This is a genomic window from Bradyrhizobium lablabi, from assembly GCF_018129385.1.
Classification (GTDB): domain Bacteria; phylum Pseudomonadota; class Alphaproteobacteria; order Rhizobiales; family Xanthobacteraceae; genus Bradyrhizobium; species Bradyrhizobium lablabi_C.
Map to the genome: position 1 here is coordinate 91,446 of NZ_JAFCLN010000003.1, position 15,633 is coordinate 107,078.

Annotated in this window: 15 protein-coding genes; 4 read left to right on the forward strand and 11 right to left on the reverse strand. The window is 63.0% G+C overall.

Features of this window, described 5'->3' with window-relative positions; translation table 11 throughout:
* Window position 1 precedes the first annotated feature (1 nt).
* The 10 genes from JQ628_RS07105 to JQ628_RS07150 all read right to left on the reverse strand — a co-directional run bounded on the left by JQ628_RS07105 (window position 2) and on the right by JQ628_RS07150 (window position 9,186).
* Window positions 2-991 carry a tripartite tricarboxylate transporter substrate binding protein gene (locus tag JQ628_RS07105; RefSeq protein WP_212221310.1) on the reverse strand — a complete coding sequence of 330 codons (990 nt, stop codon included), beginning with the start codon at window positions 989-991 and terminating at the stop codon, window positions 2-4.
* A gap of 3 nt (window positions 992-994) precedes the next feature.
* Window positions 995-2,182, reverse strand: a complete 1,188-nt coding sequence (locus JQ628_RS07110) for an acyltransferase family protein (protein WP_212221312.1) — start codon at window positions 2,180-2,182, stop codon at window positions 995-997.
* Window positions 2,183-2,196: 14 nt separating this feature from the next.
* Window positions 2,197-3,459, reverse strand: a complete 1,263-nt coding sequence (locus JQ628_RS07115; RefSeq protein WP_212221314.1) for a serine hydrolase domain-containing protein — start codon at window positions 3,457-3,459, stop codon at window positions 2,197-2,199.
* A gap of 168 nt (window positions 3,460-3,627) precedes the next feature.
* Window positions 3,628-4,488, reverse strand: a complete 861-nt coding sequence (locus JQ628_RS07120) for a D-amino-acid transaminase (protein WP_212221316.1) — start codon at window positions 4,486-4,488, stop codon at window positions 3,628-3,630.
* 127 nt (window positions 4,489-4,615) lie between these two features.
* Window positions 4,616-5,347 (reverse strand): amino acid ABC transporter ATP-binding protein, encoded by a 732-nt coding sequence (locus JQ628_RS07125; protein WP_212221318.1) that lies wholly within the window; start codon window positions 5,345-5,347, stop codon window positions 4,616-4,618.
* A 3-nt stretch (window positions 5,348-5,350) separates the two neighbouring features.
* Window positions 5,351-6,043, reverse strand: coding sequence for an amino acid ABC transporter permease (locus tag JQ628_RS07130; protein WP_212221320.1), 693 nt, complete (start codon window positions 6,041-6,043; stop codon window positions 5,351-5,353).
* Between the two features lie 4 nt (window positions 6,044-6,047).
* Window positions 6,048-6,779: an amino acid ABC transporter permease gene (locus JQ628_RS07135; RefSeq protein ID WP_212221321.1), complete on the reverse strand. Its 732-nt coding sequence runs from the start codon at window positions 6,777-6,779 to the stop codon at window positions 6,048-6,050.
* A gap of 207 nt (window positions 6,780-6,986) precedes the next feature.
* Complete coding sequence (locus JQ628_RS07140) at window positions 6,987-7,898, reverse strand: amino acid ABC transporter substrate-binding protein (protein WP_212221323.1); 912 nt, start codon at window positions 7,896-7,898, stop codon at window positions 6,987-6,989.
* Entirely contained in the window at window positions 7,895-8,776 is an 882-nt protein-coding gene (locus JQ628_RS07145) for an alpha/beta fold hydrolase (RefSeq protein WP_212221325.1), read from the reverse strand. The genes JQ628_RS07140 and JQ628_RS07145 overlap by 4 nt, the downstream gene beginning before the upstream one ends.
* Complete coding sequence (locus tag JQ628_RS07150) at window positions 8,773-9,186, reverse strand: hypothetical protein (protein ID WP_212221327.1); 414 nt, start codon at window positions 9,184-9,186, stop codon at window positions 8,773-8,775. The genes JQ628_RS07145 and JQ628_RS07150 overlap by 4 nt, the downstream gene beginning before the upstream one ends.
* A 330-nt stretch (window positions 9,187-9,516) precedes the next feature.
* Here JQ628_RS07150 and JQ628_RS07155 point away from each other — a divergent pair, with 330 nt between their 5' ends.
* The 3 genes from JQ628_RS07155 to JQ628_RS07165 all read left to right on the forward strand — a co-directional run bounded on the left by JQ628_RS07155 (window position 9,517) and on the right by JQ628_RS07165 (window position 12,624).
* The gene (locus JQ628_RS07155; protein ID WP_212221329.1) at window positions 9,517-10,482 is read left to right on the forward strand and encodes a tripartite tricarboxylate transporter substrate binding protein; all 966 of its coding nucleotides are present in this window, start codon (window positions 9,517-9,519) and stop codon (window positions 10,480-10,482) included.
* A 138-nt stretch (window positions 10,483-10,620) separates the two neighbouring features.
* Window positions 10,621-11,106 carry a tripartite tricarboxylate transporter TctB family protein gene (locus JQ628_RS07160; protein ID WP_212221331.1) on the forward strand — a complete coding sequence of 162 codons (486 nt, stop codon included), beginning with the start codon at window positions 10,621-10,623 and terminating at the stop codon, window positions 11,104-11,106.
* Between the two features lie 9 nt (window positions 11,107-11,115).
* Complete coding sequence (locus JQ628_RS07165) at window positions 11,116-12,624, forward strand: tripartite tricarboxylate transporter permease (RefSeq protein WP_212221333.1); 1,509 nt, start codon at window positions 11,116-11,118, stop codon at window positions 12,622-12,624.
* 60 nt (window positions 12,625-12,684) lie between these two features.
* Here the strand turns inward: JQ628_RS07165 and JQ628_RS07170 are convergent, their stop codons facing one another.
* Window positions 12,685-14,070: a M20 family metallopeptidase gene (locus tag JQ628_RS07170; protein WP_212221335.1), complete on the reverse strand. Its 1,386-nt coding sequence runs from the start codon at window positions 14,068-14,070 to the stop codon at window positions 12,685-12,687.
* A 157-nt stretch (window positions 14,071-14,227) separates the two neighbouring features.
* Here JQ628_RS07170 and JQ628_RS07175 point away from each other — a divergent pair, with 157 nt between their 5' ends.
* Window positions 14,228-15,628, forward strand: a complete 1,401-nt coding sequence (locus JQ628_RS07175) for an LLM class flavin-dependent oxidoreductase (protein WP_212221337.1) — start codon at window positions 14,228-14,230, stop codon at window positions 15,626-15,628.
* Window positions 15,629-15,633: the final 5 nt, after the last annotated feature.

Genomic DNA, 15,633 nt, shown 5'->3' on the forward strand with positions numbered 1-15,633 from the left:
CCTACTCGGCCTTGATGCCGGCGTCCTTGATCACTTGCCGCCAGCGCGCTTCCTCACCGGAGAAATAGCTGTCGAGCTGCGCGGGCGGCCCGGCGACCATGACAAGCCCTTCGTTCACGCTCAGCTTCTTGAAGGCGTCGGACTGCACGGCCTTTGCAACCGATTTATTGAGGCGCTCGATGATCTCCGGCGGGGTCTTGGCCGGCGCATAGAGACCATACCAGGCTTCCGCGGCGTAGCCGGGCACGCCCGCTTCGGCCACCGTCGGCAGTTGCGGGAACGCGGCCGAACGCTCTGCGGACGTCACGGCAATCGCTCGCAGCTGACCAGCCTCCACCAGCGACGCAGCGCTGGCGACCGTGGTGAAGATGACGTGAATCTGCCGGCCGAGCAGATCGGTGATCGCAGGCGCGGCGCCCTTGTAGGGCACGGTCGTCAGCTTGACGCCGGCCATGTGCTTGAACAGCTCGCCCGCGAGATGCGCCGAGGTGCCGGTGCCATAGGTGCCGTAGGAGAGCTTGTCCGGCTCGGCCCTGGCCGTCGCGATCAGGTCGGCAATCGTCTTGATCGGCGAAGCGGGATTGACGACCACCAGGTTGAACGAGCGTGCGATCAGGGAGACCGCGGCAAAATCCCTGTGCGCGTCATAAGGCAGTTTTGCGTACAGGCTTGGATTTACCGCGTTGGCGAACGTGCCCATCAGCAGCGTGTAGCCGTCGCCCTCGCTGGTCGCGACCGACTGGGTGCCGATGATGGTGCCGGCGCCGGGCTTGTTCTCGATGATGACGCTGCCGCCGAGGTCCTTTGCCATTTCCTGCGCCAGCGCGCGGGCGATCACATCGGTGCCGCCGCCCGGCGCAAAGGGCACCACGATCCTGATGACGCGCTCGGGATACGCAGCATGCACTCTCTGGTCTGGAAGCATCCAGCACAGCGCGAAAGCCGCGAACGCGAACAGCGAGCAGATTGCCTTATTGCCGCAAACAGTCATGCGTCAGATCATCCGCACCACGAACGGGATTTTTCGTAAAGCTATCGTGAGCAGCCAGCTTCCGCCCAGCGTACCCACGAATACGATGGCCGACTTCACCACAGCGGGCCAGGCGGGATCGTAGACGACATATTGCAGCCAGATGATGAACATGTAGTGCACCAGAAAGATGCCGTAGGCCGACGGCTGCATCGCGTCGAGAAACCGCAGGCTGGAATGCGCCAGGCGCAGCGACGTCGCCGGAATGGTGAAGGCCATCGCGGCGCTGAACGATGCAAAGGCAAGGCCATATGCCGCCCGCCACCATAGCGCGGGGTCGGAAAAATTTTCGAGCCAATTGTGGTGGGCATAGACCAGCAAGAGAATGGTGCCGTAGAGCAACACCGCAAATGCCAGCCAGATCGGCCAGCGCCTGGCGATCTCGCTGTTCTCCGCAAGGATACCCGTCCGCAGGCTGAGCATGCCGATGCCGACGCCGGTGAGGAAATAGGCGGGATACAGGAAGATGCGGCTGGTCTGGATCGGAAACGGATAATGGCCCGGCTCGAACCAGGCGCCGTCGCCGACCGCCAGATGCATCGGCAGATATGATGCGATCGAGACGATGAGGAAAGCGACGAACGCCGCGATCGGCCGTTCGCGCAAAGTTTCGATCAACCGGCCCCAGGCGGTGAGAATTTTTGGCGCCATTGACCAGACCGCGACCGCGACGATGTCGAAGGCAAGCAGCACCCACAGGAACCAGGACTGTCCCGACGGCCACGGCCCGACCGTGATCATGCGCCACCAATAGTGGAAGAAGTTGAAGTCGGTCGTGCCGGGCATGTGATAGCGCAGGAACGAGGCGTAATAGGCGATCGGGATGAAAACGAAGATCGAGATCAGGAGCGGCACGCCGAGCCGAAACGCGCGCCGGCGCAGATATCCCAGCGCCCCCCTCCTCGTCAGGCTCTCATGGACGAACAGCCCCGAGATCAGGAACATGAAGGCCATGAAGTAGCTGTCGTTGAACAGCACCATCAGGTCGAAGCCGAGCCAGCGCATCCGGTCGCCATTGCCGAAATACGTGTAGTTGACGACGGAATGGTGCACGACCACCATCAGCGTGATGAAGGTGCGCGCCCGGTCGAACGCCAGGATGCGCGCCGTATCGGTCGCGGTGTAGGCGCCTCCATCGGTGTCACGCAGCATTGGACAGCCCCGGTCTATTTCTCGAATGCGTCGTAGACGATCTTCTTGAGATTTACTTGAATGTGCTGCCGCCCCGACGGCGAATTCTCCATCAGCACGAAGAACATGTCCTGGTCGCGGTCGACCACGAGATAGCAGCCGGTGGCGCCGTCCCATTTGAATTCGCCGAGCGAGCCGGGCGGCGGCGGCACCGCGTTGCCGGGATCGGTGCGGACGCCATAACCGTAGCCGAAGCCAAAGCCGTCGCCGGGATAATACCAGTAATTGCGCGCAACGCCCGAACCCGGCCCGATGTGATCGGTCACCATCGCCGCAAAGGTCTTCGGGCTGAGAAAGGTCTTGCCGTCGATCGTGCCGCCGTTGAGCAGCATCTGCCCGTAGCGCGCGAAATCGGAGACGGTCGAGACCAGCCCGCCGCCGCCGGATTCCCAGCGCGTGACGTCGAGCGAATTGCGCTCGACGTGGCGATCCTTTTTCAGCGGCTGCGCATAGCGCGCCCGCTCGGCCGGATCGGTCAGAAAGTACTTTGTCGTGGTCATCCCGAGGGGATCGAACAGGTTCTGCTTCTGGAACTGGTACAGCGACTGCCCGGAGACGACTTCGATGATGCGGCCGAGCACGTCGATCGAATGGCCGTAGTCCCACAGCGTACGCGGCTGCTCGGCCAGCGGCACCTTCGATATGCGCTCGGCAAATCCGGCATTGTCGAAGTCGCCGAGATAGATGCCGTCATAGGCGGCCTTCACCAGCCCGTCGCCGTAGAAGCCATAGGTGATGCCGGAGGTGTGCAACAGCAGATCCTCGACGTTGATCGGGCGGCGCGGCGGCACCAGGTCGAGCACCGGTTTCGCCGCCTCGTCCTTGCGCTCGACGCCGACCTTCATGTTGGCAAAGGACGGGATATATTTGCTGACGGGATCGTCGAGGACGATCTTGCCGCGATCGACCAGCATCATCGCCGTGAAGCTGGTGAGGGTCTTGGTCAGCGAGTGGATCGGAAAGATCGCATCCTTCGTCATCGCAATGTCGGCATCGACGTCGCGCTTGCCGAACATCCCAAAATAGACCGGCTTGCCGTGTCGCTGGATCAGCACGATGGCCCCGGGGATGCTTCCTTTCGCGACCTCGGCATTGATGAAGTCGTCGATCCGCGACAGTTTTTCGATCGAGAGCCTCGCGCCGGGCAGCGGGCCGAGCTGCGTGCCGAACGCGGACCGCGCCAACGTCACGGCCGCCGCGGCCGTGGCCCCCAGCGTGACTGCCCTGCGTGAAAGCATCGAATTCCCTGCCATGCCCAGTTGAGCGGACTTTATGGCACCAGGGCATGCCAATCCAGACGCCCGAGTGTCGCTACTGCCATATCTTTTTCACGCGCAGGTTGAGCCCGCGCATGATCGATAAAATCGTCTCAAACTATGAAAGGTCGATGCGCCGCCCGGCGGCAGCTATACCGCCGTCGCCCTGGCAAAGTCGACATAGATCTCGCGCAGCCGGTTCGTCATCGGACCGGGCTTGCCGTCGGCAACTTTCTTGCCGTCGATGGAGACCACGGCCTGCACGAACAGGCTGGCGCTGGTGATGAAAGCCTCCTTGGCGGCAAGTGCTTCGTCTACCGAAAACGCACGTTCTTCGACGCGGAGCTGACGTTCTTCGGCGAGTTTCACCACCGCCTTGCGCGTGCAACCCGGCAAAATCTCGCTGCCGTTCTGCCGTGTCACGATCACGTCATCCTGGGTCAGGATGAAGCATGACGAGGAGCCGCCTTCCGTCACCTTGCCGTCCTCGATCATCCAGGCTTCGCCCGCGCCGGCTTCTGCTGCGGCCTGCTTGGCCAGCACCTGCGCGAGCAGCGCCACGCTCTTGATGTCGCGGCGCGACCAGCGGATGTCGGGCACCGTGATGACGTTGATGCCGGACTTGGCGGAGGCCGCGTTGACGATGTCCTTGACCGAGGTGAACATGATCAGGGTCGGCTTCACGTCGTTCTTCGGAAAAGCAAAGTCGCGACCGGTGTCGGCGCCGCGTGTCACCTCGAGATAGACGAGGCCGTTTTCGACGTTGTTGCGCTTGACCAGCTCCTTCTGGATTTCCTGGATGCGCGCAAGACTCTCCGGCAGGCGTAGCTTGATCTCGCCGACCGAGCGCTCCAGCCGCGCCAGGTGGGACTCATTGTCGATCAGCTTGCCGTCGAGCACGGCGGCCACCTCATAGATGCCGTCGGCGAACAGGAAGCCGCGGTCGAGGACCGACACTTTGGCTTCCGAGAGCGGTACGTATTCGCCGTTGACGTAAGCGATCTGTTCCAAGTGAGGTCTCCTGTAGGGAATCCAGCCATTTGCCGGGCAATATAATCTATTCGCCAAGCGTTGATCCACCGCTGAGGCGAGGCGTGGAGGGCGAGAATTGCTCCGAGTACATTCGTTGCGACCCCGCTTAATGCGACAGAATCTTCGACAAGAACTTCTGCGCCCGCTCGCTGCGCGGTTTTCCGAAAAAGTCGTCCTTGTTGGCGTCCTCGACGATCTCGCCCTGGTCCATGAAAATTACCCGGTGCGCCACTTTGCGGGCAAAGCCCATCTCGTGGGTGACGACCATCATGGTCATGCCGTCGCGGGCGAGGTCGACCATGACATCGAGCACTTCGGAGATCATCTCGGGGTCGAGCGCCGAGGTCGGCTCGTCGAACAGCATCGCGATCGGGTCCATGGCGAGCGCCCGGGCGATCGCGACGCGCTGCTGCTGGCCGCCGGACAGCTCGGCCGGATATTTGTTGGCATGCACCGTCAGCCCGACGCGTTCGAGCAACGCCTTGCCCTTCTCGACCGCCTTGTCGTGGGAGCGGTTCAGCACCTTTTCCTGCGCCAGGCAAAGATTGTCGATGATCTTCAGATGCGGAAACAATTCGAAGTGCTGGAACACCATGCCGACGCGCGAGCGCAGCTTTGGCAAATTGGTTTTGGGATCGTTGACCTTGATGCCGTCGAGGATGATCTCGCCGCCCTGGATCGGCTCCAGCGCGTTGACGCACTTGATCAGCGTGGACTTGCCCGAGCCCGAAGGGCCGCAGACCACGACCACTTCGCCCTTGGCAACGCTGGTGGTGCAATCCTTCAAGGCCTGGAAATTCGGCCCGTACCATTTATCGACGTGGCTGATCTCGATCATGTGTCACCGGACGATACTGATGCGCGCCTGTAGGCGGCGGACGCCGTAGGAGGCAACGCAGGAAATCACGAAATAGACCAGCGCCGCGAACAGGTACATTTCGACCAGCCGGCCGTCGCGCTGCGCCACCTTGCTGGCCGCGCCGAGGAAGTCGGTGATCGACAGCACATAGACCAGCGATGTGTCCTGGAACAGCACGATGGTCTGGGTCAGCAGCACCGGCAGCATGTTGCGGAAGGCTTGTGGCAGCACGACGTAGCGCATGCTCTGCGCGTAGGTCAGGCCGAGCGCGCTGGCGGCGGCCGGCTGCCCCCTGGAGATCGATTGGATGCCGGCGCGCATGATTTCGGAGAAATACGCCGCCTCGAACATGATGAAGGTGATGAGCGAGGATGAGAAAGCGCCGACGCGGATCGGACGCGAGGCGCCGGTCAGCCACTGCCCGATATAGGGCACCAGAAAATAGAACCAGAAGATGACAAGCACCAGCGGCAGCGAGCGCATGAAGTCGACATAGAGGCCCGCGATGCGGCCGAGCAGCCGGTAACCCGACAGCCGCATCAGCGCGATCAGGGTGCCGAAAATTAATCCGCCCAACGCGGACAGCGCCGTCAGCGTCAGCGTGAACGTCATGCCCTCGTAGAACAGATAGCCCCAGGAGCGGCGGATGACGTCGAAATCGAGGGTGGAGAACATCGCGCTATTTCCCCGAAATGTAGCCGGAGATCGCGACCCAGCGTTCGAGGAAGCGCATGGCTGTGACAACGACGATGTTGATCAGGAGATACATCACGGTCGCGGCGGTAAAGGCTTCGAACACCTGGAAGGAGAATTCCTGCATGGCGCGCGCCTGGCCGGTGAGCTCGAGCAAGCCGATGGTGATGGCAACTGCGGTATTCTTGATGGTGTTGAGGAATTCCGACGTCAGCGGCGGCAGGATGATGCGGTAGGCCATCGGCAGCAGCACATAGCGATAGGACTGCACGGTGGTCAGCCCGAGCGCGGTGGCGGCCTGTTTTTGCCCCCGCGGCAGGGAAGAGACGCCGGCCGCGAGCTGTACGGCAACGCGCGCCGACATGAACAGGCCGACCCCGATCGCCGCCGTCCAGAACGGCGCGTTGGGCAATTGCTTCAGCCACAGTCCGGCCGCGCGCGGCAGCAGTTCCGGGAGGACGAAGAACCACAGGAAGAGCTGCACCAGCAGCGGCATGTTGCGGAAGAATTCGACGTAAGCGAAGCCGATCCAGGACGCTGCCCTCGAAGGCAACGTGCGCAGCACGCCGATGATCGAGCCGAACACCAGCGCGATGATCCAGGCGAGCAGCGCCGTCTTGATGGTCAGCGCCAGTCCCGACAGCAGCATGTCGAGATAGGTGCCGGTACCCATCGGGTTCGGCTGGAAGAAGATGTTCCAGTTCCAATTATAGTTCACGTGTCCCCCGCGCCGAAGCGCAACTCGCGTATCATGCGAAGCCTATGCAAATGTCCGGCCATTCCCTCCCGAATGGCCGGACAAATGTAACTCCTCATCCTGAGGAGCGGCGCATGCGCCGCGTCTCGAAGGATGGAGGCCACTGTCGGGCCTGCATGGTTCGAGACGCGCGCAAGAGCGCGCTCCTCACCATGAGGGTTGGACAGCTTACTTATAAGCGTCCGGATCCGGCGAATCCGAAGGCTTGGCGTACTGATTCTTCAGCTCCGCACTGATCGGCGTAGCGAGGTTCAACCCCTTCGGCGGAATCTTCTGGGTGAACCACTTGTCGTAGATCTTGGCGCCCTCGCCGCCGGTGTAGACCGCCGCAGTAGCGGCATCGACGACCTTCTTGAAGGGGGCATCGTCCTTGCGCAGCATGATGCCGTAGGGCTCGGGCTTGGAGAACGCGTCCTTTGAGATGACGTAGTCGCCGGGCGCCTTCGAGCCGGCAACCAGGCTCGACAGCAGGATGTCGTCCATTACGAAGGCCACCGCGCGATCGGTCTCCACCATCAGGAAGGCCTCGGCATGGTCCTTGGCCGGGATGATGTTGATGTTGAGGTTACGCGCCGCGTTGGCCTCGGTGAGCTGCTTGATGTTGGTGGTGCCGGCGGTGGAGACCACCGACTTGCCCTTGAGGTCGTCGATCTTTTCGATCTTGCTCGCCTTCTTGGTGACGTAGCGGCTCGCGGTCAGGAAGTGCGTGTTGGTGAAAGAGACCTGCTTCTGGCGCTCGGCATTGTTGGTGGTCGAGCCGCATTCGAGGTCGATGGTGCCGTTGGCCATCAGCGGGATACGCGTCGCAGACGTGACGGGGGTGAGCTTGACCTCGAGCTTGTCGAGCTTCAGCTCCTTCTTCACGGCATCGACGATCTTGTAGCAGATGTCCATCGCATAGCCGACCGGCTTCTGCGCGTCGTCGAGATAGGAGAAGGGAATCGAGGAATCGCGGTGGCCGAGCGTGATGGAGCCGCTTTCCTTGATGCTCTTGAGCGTGCCGGTAAGCTCCTGCGCCCCGGCCTGGCTTGCGCCGAGCGCGGCGGCGAGCGCGAGGCTGACGACGTGAATTCGTTTCATGCATGTACTCCTTGTTTGCGTGACTGTGTCGAAGTTTCGAGGATTTCGCCGAGCACCGGCGCAATATACGTGCGGAACTGGCTTGGGTTTTCGCTCATCGGAAAATGGCCGAGCTGCTCCATGATGGTGACGCGGGCGCCCGGAATGGAAGCCGCGGTTCTCGTTGTGTCCTCGGGCGTGCAGGAGAAATCATACTCGCCCGTGAGCAGGTAGAGCGGGCATACTTTAGTATCGATCCTCGCGACCCGCCCGCGCAGATCGCCGTCGACCCGGTAGAAATACAGATCGCCCTTGAACACGCCCGGGCCGCCCTGCTTGTAGGCCCACAGCGTCTCCTCGCGCGAGGCTTTCGGGCTCTGCGGCGCGATCAGGCCGGAGACCAAAGCGGCACAGACTTCGCCGCCATGCACGTCCGGCCGGTTGAGCCAGGCCGTGTCATACCAGGGCGCCTGGAAGTCGGCGGCTTCCAGCCCGATCAGCGCGCGGAATTCTGAGGAGTGGTCGATCGCCAGATTGAGCACGATGCGGCCGCCGATCGAGCAGCCCATCACCACAGGCTTGTCGAGGTTCAGCGCGGCGCAGAACGCGCGGATCGTCTCGGTGTAGCGCGCTGTCGTGAGTTGATATTCCTCGCCATCCCAATTCGCCGGTGGATTCGATTTGCCATGGAAGGGCATGTCGAAGGCGATGATGCGAAAATTGTTCGCGAACTCCTCGTCGGCCAGCAGATAGCGCCACTGCCTGTTGTCGGCCCCCGCGGTGTGCAGGCAGACCAGCGGAATGCCGCTGCCGTTCTCCTCGAAATAGATGCGGTGCATCTCGCCGCCGATCTCGACGTGCACGTAACGGCCGATGATCGGCTCGATCTGGCTACTCATGCCGCCACCCTGGCGAGCGCCCGCGGCAGCGCCAGCACATCCTTGAAATACTGAAGGTTGGCCATGAACGGATGCAGGTCGCCTTCCAGCACGGCCTCGCCGCGTTTGGTGAGCGACAGCAGATCGTGCCAGCCCGGCCGCGGCACCGGTTGCCAATATTGCGACCACGCCTGCGGCGTCGCCCGATAGGCGAACCGCCACGACCCCATCAGCACCGGCGCCGGCGTGAGGTCCACGATCCTGCCCGCGCGGACCGAGACATGAAAGGCACGGTCCATCGGACCGAGCAGGCAATCGCATTCGAGAAAGCGGCCGCGCCGGATCAAGCCGAGATTCTGTTCGAGCAAAGCGGGAATTTTGGCGAACGCTTCGGCAATCGCGGCTTCGGAGACGGTCGGAGGTGATGTCATAGGCTTTTGGCAGGCTTTCCTGCGATGCCGGCGTTGAGAAACGGAACTGGCTCCGATCGAGGCGCATGATGGCCCGGAAGGCCGGGAGGCCGCAAGGCACCCTCGAGAAGCAGGTTTCGCGCCAAGCATACCCCACCAAGGTGGCAGTGAATTCCGCCGCTCGGCATGACCGGCAGACTTTTTGTCGCATGGTTTGCCAATATCAGGCCCGGTCGGCAAGCCTTTCAGCCGGCACGCTTTTCTTACCGTTTGTTTTCGGGGAAGATTGCGGCTAGGTGACAGAACAAGATCGTTCGACGTCAAGACGACCACAAGGGAGAGAGAATTTTCATGTTTCAGCGCAGCCATTTGAAGATCGCGCTTGCCGCGGCCGCCATGCTGGTGTCGGCCGCTGCCGGGGCGCAGGATTATCCGACCAAGCCGATCACGCTGATCGTGCCGTGGCCGGCGGGCGGCTCGACCGACATCTCGATGCGCGCGATCGCCGAGCGGGCTTCCAAGGAATTGGGACAGCCGATTGCAGTCGACAACAAGGCCGGCGGCGGCGGCACGGTGGGCCCGGCGACGATGGCGGCGAGCGCCAAGCCCGACGGCTACACCATTGCGCAAATCCCGATCACGGTGTTCCGCCTGCCCCTGATGCAGGAAGTTTCCTGGGATCCGGCAAAGGACTTTTCCTACATCGTCCATCTCACCGGCTACACCTTTGGCGTCACGACCAGCGCGGAGGGTCCGTTCAAGACCTGGAAGGACGTGATCGACTACGCCAAGGCCAACCCGGGCAAGGTCACCTATGCGACCCCAGGCACCGGCACCTCGCTGCATGTCGGCATGGAGCAGATCGCGGCGATGGCCGGCATCAAGCTGACGCAAGTGCCGTTCAAGGGCGGCGCCGAGACCAACGCCGCGGTGCTCGGCCAGCACACCATGCTGCAAGCCGATTCCACCGGCTGGAAGCCGCTGGTCGATGCCGGCAAGCTGCGTCTCTTGATGGTGTGGACCGCGGTGCGCTCGCCGAACTATCCGGACGCGCCGACGCTGAAAGAGCTCGGCTATCCCATGGTCTATGACTCGCCGTTCGGCATCGCCGGTCCCAAAGGGATGGACCCGAAGATCGTCGCCAAGCTGCACGACGCCTTCAAAAAGGCGGTGGAGGATCCGGCCGTGATCGCAACGCTGGCGAAATACGACATGGTGCCGAACTACAAGAACACCGAGGACTACAAGAAGTTCGTCGTCGAGGTGACCGACTCCGAACGCAAGGTGATCGACTCGCTGGGCCTCGCGAAGAAGTAGTCCGTCTCGTGTCCCGGACGCGGTGCAGCGTGCAACGCTGCGCCGCCGAGCCGGGACCCATGCTGCGATGTGGACCCCGGCTCTGCAGCGCACCGCTTCGCGCTGCGCTGCGTCCGGGGAACGGCCGAGAGAAACGCGATGAGTGATCAGCCCAGCGTCAGGTTCAAACTCAACAACTCCGAACTGTGGGGCGGGCTGATCGGGCTTGCGCTCGGCATCTTCGTGATCCGGTCCGGCCTCAAACTCAAGCTCGGCACCATCCACGATCCCGGCTCGGGCTTCGTGCTGTTCTACACGGGCATCCTGATGTGCGTGTTCGCGGCGGCGATCATCGTCGCCTCGCTCACGGAAGGTGGACCGACCTTCGGCACACGCTGGAAGGATGCGCGCTGGACCAAGCCCGTCATCGTCATTGTCTGCCTCACGGTCTTTGCCGTCGCGCTCGAATGGGCCGGTTTCCTCCTCTCGTCGATCACGCTGGTGCTGCTCTTGATGCGGCTGATCGATCCGGTGCGCTGGCCGCTGGCGGTTCCGATCTCGATCCTGGTGCCGACCGGCATGTGGTGGCTGCTCAAGCATGGACTCGGCATCCTGTTGCCGTCCGGCATTTTTGGAATCGGCTGAGCACGCGCCATGGATACACTGCTCAATGTCGCGCATGGGTTTGGCGTCGCGCTGGCGCCAATCAACCTGCTCTACTGCTTCATCGGCGTGTTCATCGGCACGCTGGTCGGCGTCCTGCCCGGCATCGGCCCGATCTCGGCGATGTCGCTGCTGCTGCCGGTGACGCTGTCGGGCACGCCGGAATCCGGCATCATCATGATGGCCGGCATCTATTACGGCTCGATGTATGGCGGCTCGACCACCTCGATCCTGGTCAACATCCCCGGGGAAGCCGCCTCTGTCGTGACCTGTCTCGACGGCCACCAGATGGCCAAGCAGGGGCGCGCCGGCCCCGCACTCGGCATCTCCGCCTTCGGCTCCTTCATCGCCGGCACCTTTGCGCTTGTTGCCCTGATGCTGGTGGCGCCAAAGCTGGCCAGCGTCGCCATCGCCTTTGGCCCCGCCGAATATTTCAGCCTGATGGTGCTCGGCCTCGTCGTGCTGACCTTCCTGACGCAGGGATCGATGGCCAAGGCGCTGCTGATGGCCTGCATCGGTGTCGTACTCGGCCTGATCGGCCTCGACAGCATCACCGCGCAGCCGCGCCTGACTTTTGGCCGCATGGAATTGATCGACGGCATTGGCCTCGTGCCGGTCGTGATGGGCCTGTTCGGCGTCGCCGAGGTGCTGCTCAACACCGAGCAGGTGATCAAGCGCGACATCATCAACGCCAAGATCACGCATCTGCTGCCGAGCAGGGAAGACTGGAAGGCCAGCGCCGGGCCGATGGGCCGCGGCACCATCCTCGGCTTTTTCCTCGGCATTTTGCCGGGCGGCGGCGCGGTGGTGGCGTCCTTTGCTTCCTACGCGCTGGAGAAGCGGTTGTCGAAGACGCCGCAGCGTTTCGGCAACGGCGCGATCGAGGGCGTGGCGGGGCCGGAAGCCGCCAATAACGCCGCAGCCGGCGGCGCTTTCATTCCGCTGATGACGCTCGGCATTCCGCCGAACGTGGTGATGGCGCTCTTGCTCGGCGCGTTCGTGATTCACGGGTTGCAGCCGGGCCCGCTGATGATCACGCAGAACCCCGGCCTGTTCTGGGGCATCATCGCCAGCATGTATATCGGCAATCTGATGCTGCTGGTGCTGAACCTGCCGATGATCGGGATGTGGGTGCAACTGCTGAAGCTGCCGTACAACATCCTGTTTCCGCTGATCATCCTGTTCACCATCATCGGCGTCTACTGCTCCAGCAACAACGTGTTCGACGTCTATGTAATGATCGCCTTCGGCGTGATCGGCTATTTCATGCGCAAGCTCGGCTACGAGCCGGCGCCGCTGGTGCTGGCCTTCGTGCTCGGGCCGATGATGGAGAACAACCTTCGCAAGTCGCTGATCCTGTCGCAGGGCGATCTCTCCACCTTTGTGACGCGGCCGATCTCGGCCGTATGCCTCGCCTTTGCTGTGGTCCTTCTGGTCGCGCCGCTGCTACCGGCGCTGCGCAGGAAGCGCGAGATGGTGGCGCTGGATGAAGGGGCGTAGCGTTCAGACTCTTTGTTTTGCGCATGATCTTATCGGAAAACCGGTACCCACTTTTCCGGATCATGCGCGCCGCGCCCCCTTCTCGCCGAGGTCCCAGAACAGGCCAGCCATGATGGTAAGCGCCTCTTCGGTCACCGGCAGCAGGATGTGCTCGTTCGGTGCGTGCTGCGAGCAGCCCGGATAGGAGTGCGGCACCCAGATCGTCGGCAGTCCGAGACCTTCGGAGAACACGTCGTTCGGCAGCGAGCCGCCGAAGTTCGGAAGGATCGCCGGCCGCTTGCCGGTGGTCTTCTGAATCGATTCCGCAGCCCAGTTGATCCAGGGGCTGTCGAAATCGGTGCGCGAGGCCGCAAACGCTTGCGCGCCGCTCACCTCGACCATCGGAAAGCCGTTGGCATGCAGACGTTCGCGCACGGCATCGATAGCCTGCTCGATTTTCGTGCCGACCACGAAGCGCAATTGCAGCACCGCATGCGCCTCGCCGGGGATCGCATTCGCCGGGCTCGCAATGTTGCCCGCCGACATCGCCAGCACCTCGAGCGTGTTCCAGGCATAGAGCCGTTCAGCAGGCGAAAGGCCCTCCTCGCCCCAGTTCGGCGACAACGCCGGCTCATCGGCCGTCGGTTCAACCTTGACGTCGGCCAGCACGCTGCGGATCGCATTGGAGATGCGCGGCGGTTTTAGCGCCTCGAATTGCATCTGCCCCTTCTCATTCACCAGACACGCAATCGCGTTCGACAGCACGGTCGCGGCATTGGCGAGCACGCCGCCCCAATTGCCGGAATGATGCCCGCCCTCGCGCAGGTTTACATCGAGATGGATGCGAAGGCCGCCGCGGCAGCCGAGGAAGATGGTCGGACGATCCGCCGACAGCCGCGGGCCGTCGGAAGCGAGGAACAGGTCGGCCTTCAACTCCTCGCGCAATCCGTCGCAGACCCGGCGCAGATCGGGCGAGCCGATCTCTTCGCCGGTCTCGATCAGGAATTTCGCATTGAAGCCGAGCTTGCCGCCGCGCGCTTCGCGCACCACGCGCAGCGCCGACATGTTGATGCTGTGCTGGCCCTTGTTGTCGGCGGTGCCGCGGCCGTAGACGCGCTCGCCCCTGGTCGTCGTCCGCCAGGGGTCGAGGTTGTCGCGCCATTCGCCTTCCATGCCGTCGACGACGTCGCCATGGCCATAGGTGAGCACGGTCGGCAGCGAAGCGTCCTCGCGATAGTCCGCCAGCAGATACGGCCCCTTCCCGCTCGGCGCCTCGATCAGCCGCGTCGTGAAGCCGAGTGCGGTGAAGGCAGGCGTAAGCTCCTCGACGAGATAGGCGCGCAACGCTTCACCCGAATTGGGCTGCTGGCTTTCGGTGCGGTAACCGACCCGGCGATCCAGAATTTTCAGGAACTCGCCCGACTGAAAATGCTTGCGCGCCCGGTCGATCGCGTCGGCTCTCGTCATGGTGTTCTTCCTTTTGGAATTCTGTCCAGCGGCAACCTATCGGGATGCGTAGCCTGCTGGAAGTCGCATCAGCCCTGCCCGTATTCGCCCTTGCCAATCCCGCTCCCATGCAACAATTTCGGCGGCCAACCAACCGCGCATCAGAACGCCCAGAGCCATGCCCAAGGGAACGAACAAGCAAATCCGCCTCAACGCCTTTGCCATGAACTGCGTGGCGCATCAGTCGCCGGGGTTGTGGACGCATCCGCGCGACCGCACCGCCAAATACAACAGGCTGCCGTACTGGATCGATCTGGCCAAAACGCTGGAGCGCGGGCGGTTCGACGGGCTTTTCCTGGCCGACGTGCTCGGCGTCTATGACGTATTCGGCGGAAGCCACGACGCGGCCGTGCGCCATGCGACGCAGACGCCGGCCAACGAGCCCTTGATGCTGATCCCCGCGATGGCGGCGGTGACGAAGCATCTCGGCTTCGGCGTGACGAGCAATCTTTCCTTCGAGCCGCCCTACCCGTTTGCGCGGCGCATGTCGACGCTCGATCATCTCACCGACGGGCGGATCGGCTGGAACGTCGTCACCGGCTATCTCGACAGCGCCGCGCGCGGTGCCGGCAAGGACAAGCAGACCGCGCATGATGACCGCTACGATATCGCCGATGAATATATGGAAGTCGTCTACAAGCTCTGGGAAGGAAGCTGGGAGGACGACGCTGTCTTGCGCGACCGCGCGCGCGGGATCTTTGCCGATCCCGCCAAGGTTCATCGCATCGTGCATGAGGGAAGCAACTATCGCCTCAACGCGATTCACCTGAGCGAGCCGTCGCCGCAGCGCACGCCGGTGCTGTATCAGGCCGGCACCTCGCCGCGCGGCCGGCAGTTCGCGGCAGAGCATGCCGAATGCGTGTTCATGTCGGGGCCTTCGGCCAAGATCATCGGGCCGCGTGTGGCCGCGATCCGCGAACAAGCGGCGAAGGTGGGACGCAATCCGGCCGAGATTTTGATGTTCAGCATGTTCACGGTGGTGCTCGGCCGTACCGAGGCGGAGGCGCGGGCAAAGTACGAGGACTACCGCAGCCATATCAATCCGGAAGGCGCGCTGACGCTGATGTCGGGCTGGACCGGCGTCGATTTCTCGACCTACGACCTCGATCAACAAGTGCGCCACGTGCAGAACGATGCCGGCCGTACCGCGATGGACAACATTACCCGCGCCGATCCTGACAGGGTGTGGACCGTGCGCGAGGTGGCGCAGCATGTCGGCATCGGCGGCATCGGCCCGGTGGTGGTCGGCACGCCCGAGAAGGTCGCGGACGAGATCGAGGCGTGGTTCGAGGCGACGGATGTGGATGGGCTCAACATGCCGTTTGCAGTCTCGCCCGGCGATTTCGAGGATATTGCCGACATGCTGGTGCCGGAGCTGACGAAGCGCGGACGGTACAAGGCGGCGTATACGGAAGGCACGCTGCGCGAGAAGCTGTTCGGCAAGGGACGTGCGCGGGTGGATGCGCAGCACCCGGCGGCGCGGCATAGGCCGGGCGTGGCGGCGAAGGCGGCGGAGTGAGCCCC

Excerpts from the sequence above, each read along its gene's own strand:
- JQ628_RS07105 (WP_212221310.1), bottom strand. The coding sequence starts at position 991 with ATGACTGTTTGCGGCAATAAGGCAATCTGCTCGCTGTTCGCGTTCGCG.
- JQ628_RS07110 (WP_212221312.1), bottom strand. The coding sequence starts at position 2,182 with ATGCTGCGTGACACCGATGGAGGCGCCTACACCGCGACCGATACGGCG.
- JQ628_RS07115 (WP_212221314.1), bottom strand. The coding sequence starts at position 3,459 with ATGCTTTCACGCAGGGCAGTCACGCTGGGGGCCACGGCCGCGGCGGCC.
- JQ628_RS07125 (WP_212221318.1), bottom strand. The coding sequence starts at position 5,347 with ATGATCGAGATCAGCCACGTCGATAAATGGTACGGGCCGAATTTCCAG.
- JQ628_RS07130 (WP_212221320.1), bottom strand. The coding sequence starts at position 6,043 with ATGTTCTCCACCCTCGATTTCGACGTCATCCGCCGCTCCTGGGGCTAT.
- JQ628_RS07140 (WP_212221323.1), bottom strand. The coding sequence starts at position 7,898 with ATGAAACGAATTCACGTCGTCAGCCTCGCGCTCGCCGCCGCGCTCGGC.
- JQ628_RS07145 (WP_212221325.1), bottom strand. The coding sequence starts at position 8,776 with ATGAGTAGCCAGATCGAGCCGATCATCGGCCGTTACGTGCACGTCGAG.
- JQ628_RS07150 (WP_212221327.1), bottom strand. The coding sequence starts at position 9,186 with ATGACATCACCTCCGACCGTCTCCGAAGCCGCGATTGCCGAAGCGTTC.
- JQ628_RS07155 (WP_212221329.1), top strand. The coding sequence starts at position 9,517 with ATGTTTCAGCGCAGCCATTTGAAGATCGCGCTTGCCGCGGCCGCCATG.
- JQ628_RS07160 (WP_212221331.1), top strand. The coding sequence starts at position 10,621 with ATGAGTGATCAGCCCAGCGTCAGGTTCAAACTCAACAACTCCGAACTG.
- JQ628_RS07165 (WP_212221333.1), top strand. The coding sequence starts at position 11,116 with ATGGATACACTGCTCAATGTCGCGCATGGGTTTGGCGTCGCGCTGGCG.
- JQ628_RS07170 (WP_212221335.1), bottom strand. The coding sequence starts at position 14,070 with ATGACGAGAGCCGACGCGATCGACCGGGCGCGCAAGCATTTTCAGTCG.
- JQ628_RS07175 (WP_212221337.1), top strand. The coding sequence starts at position 14,228 with ATGCCCAAGGGAACGAACAAGCAAATCCGCCTCAACGCCTTTGCCATG.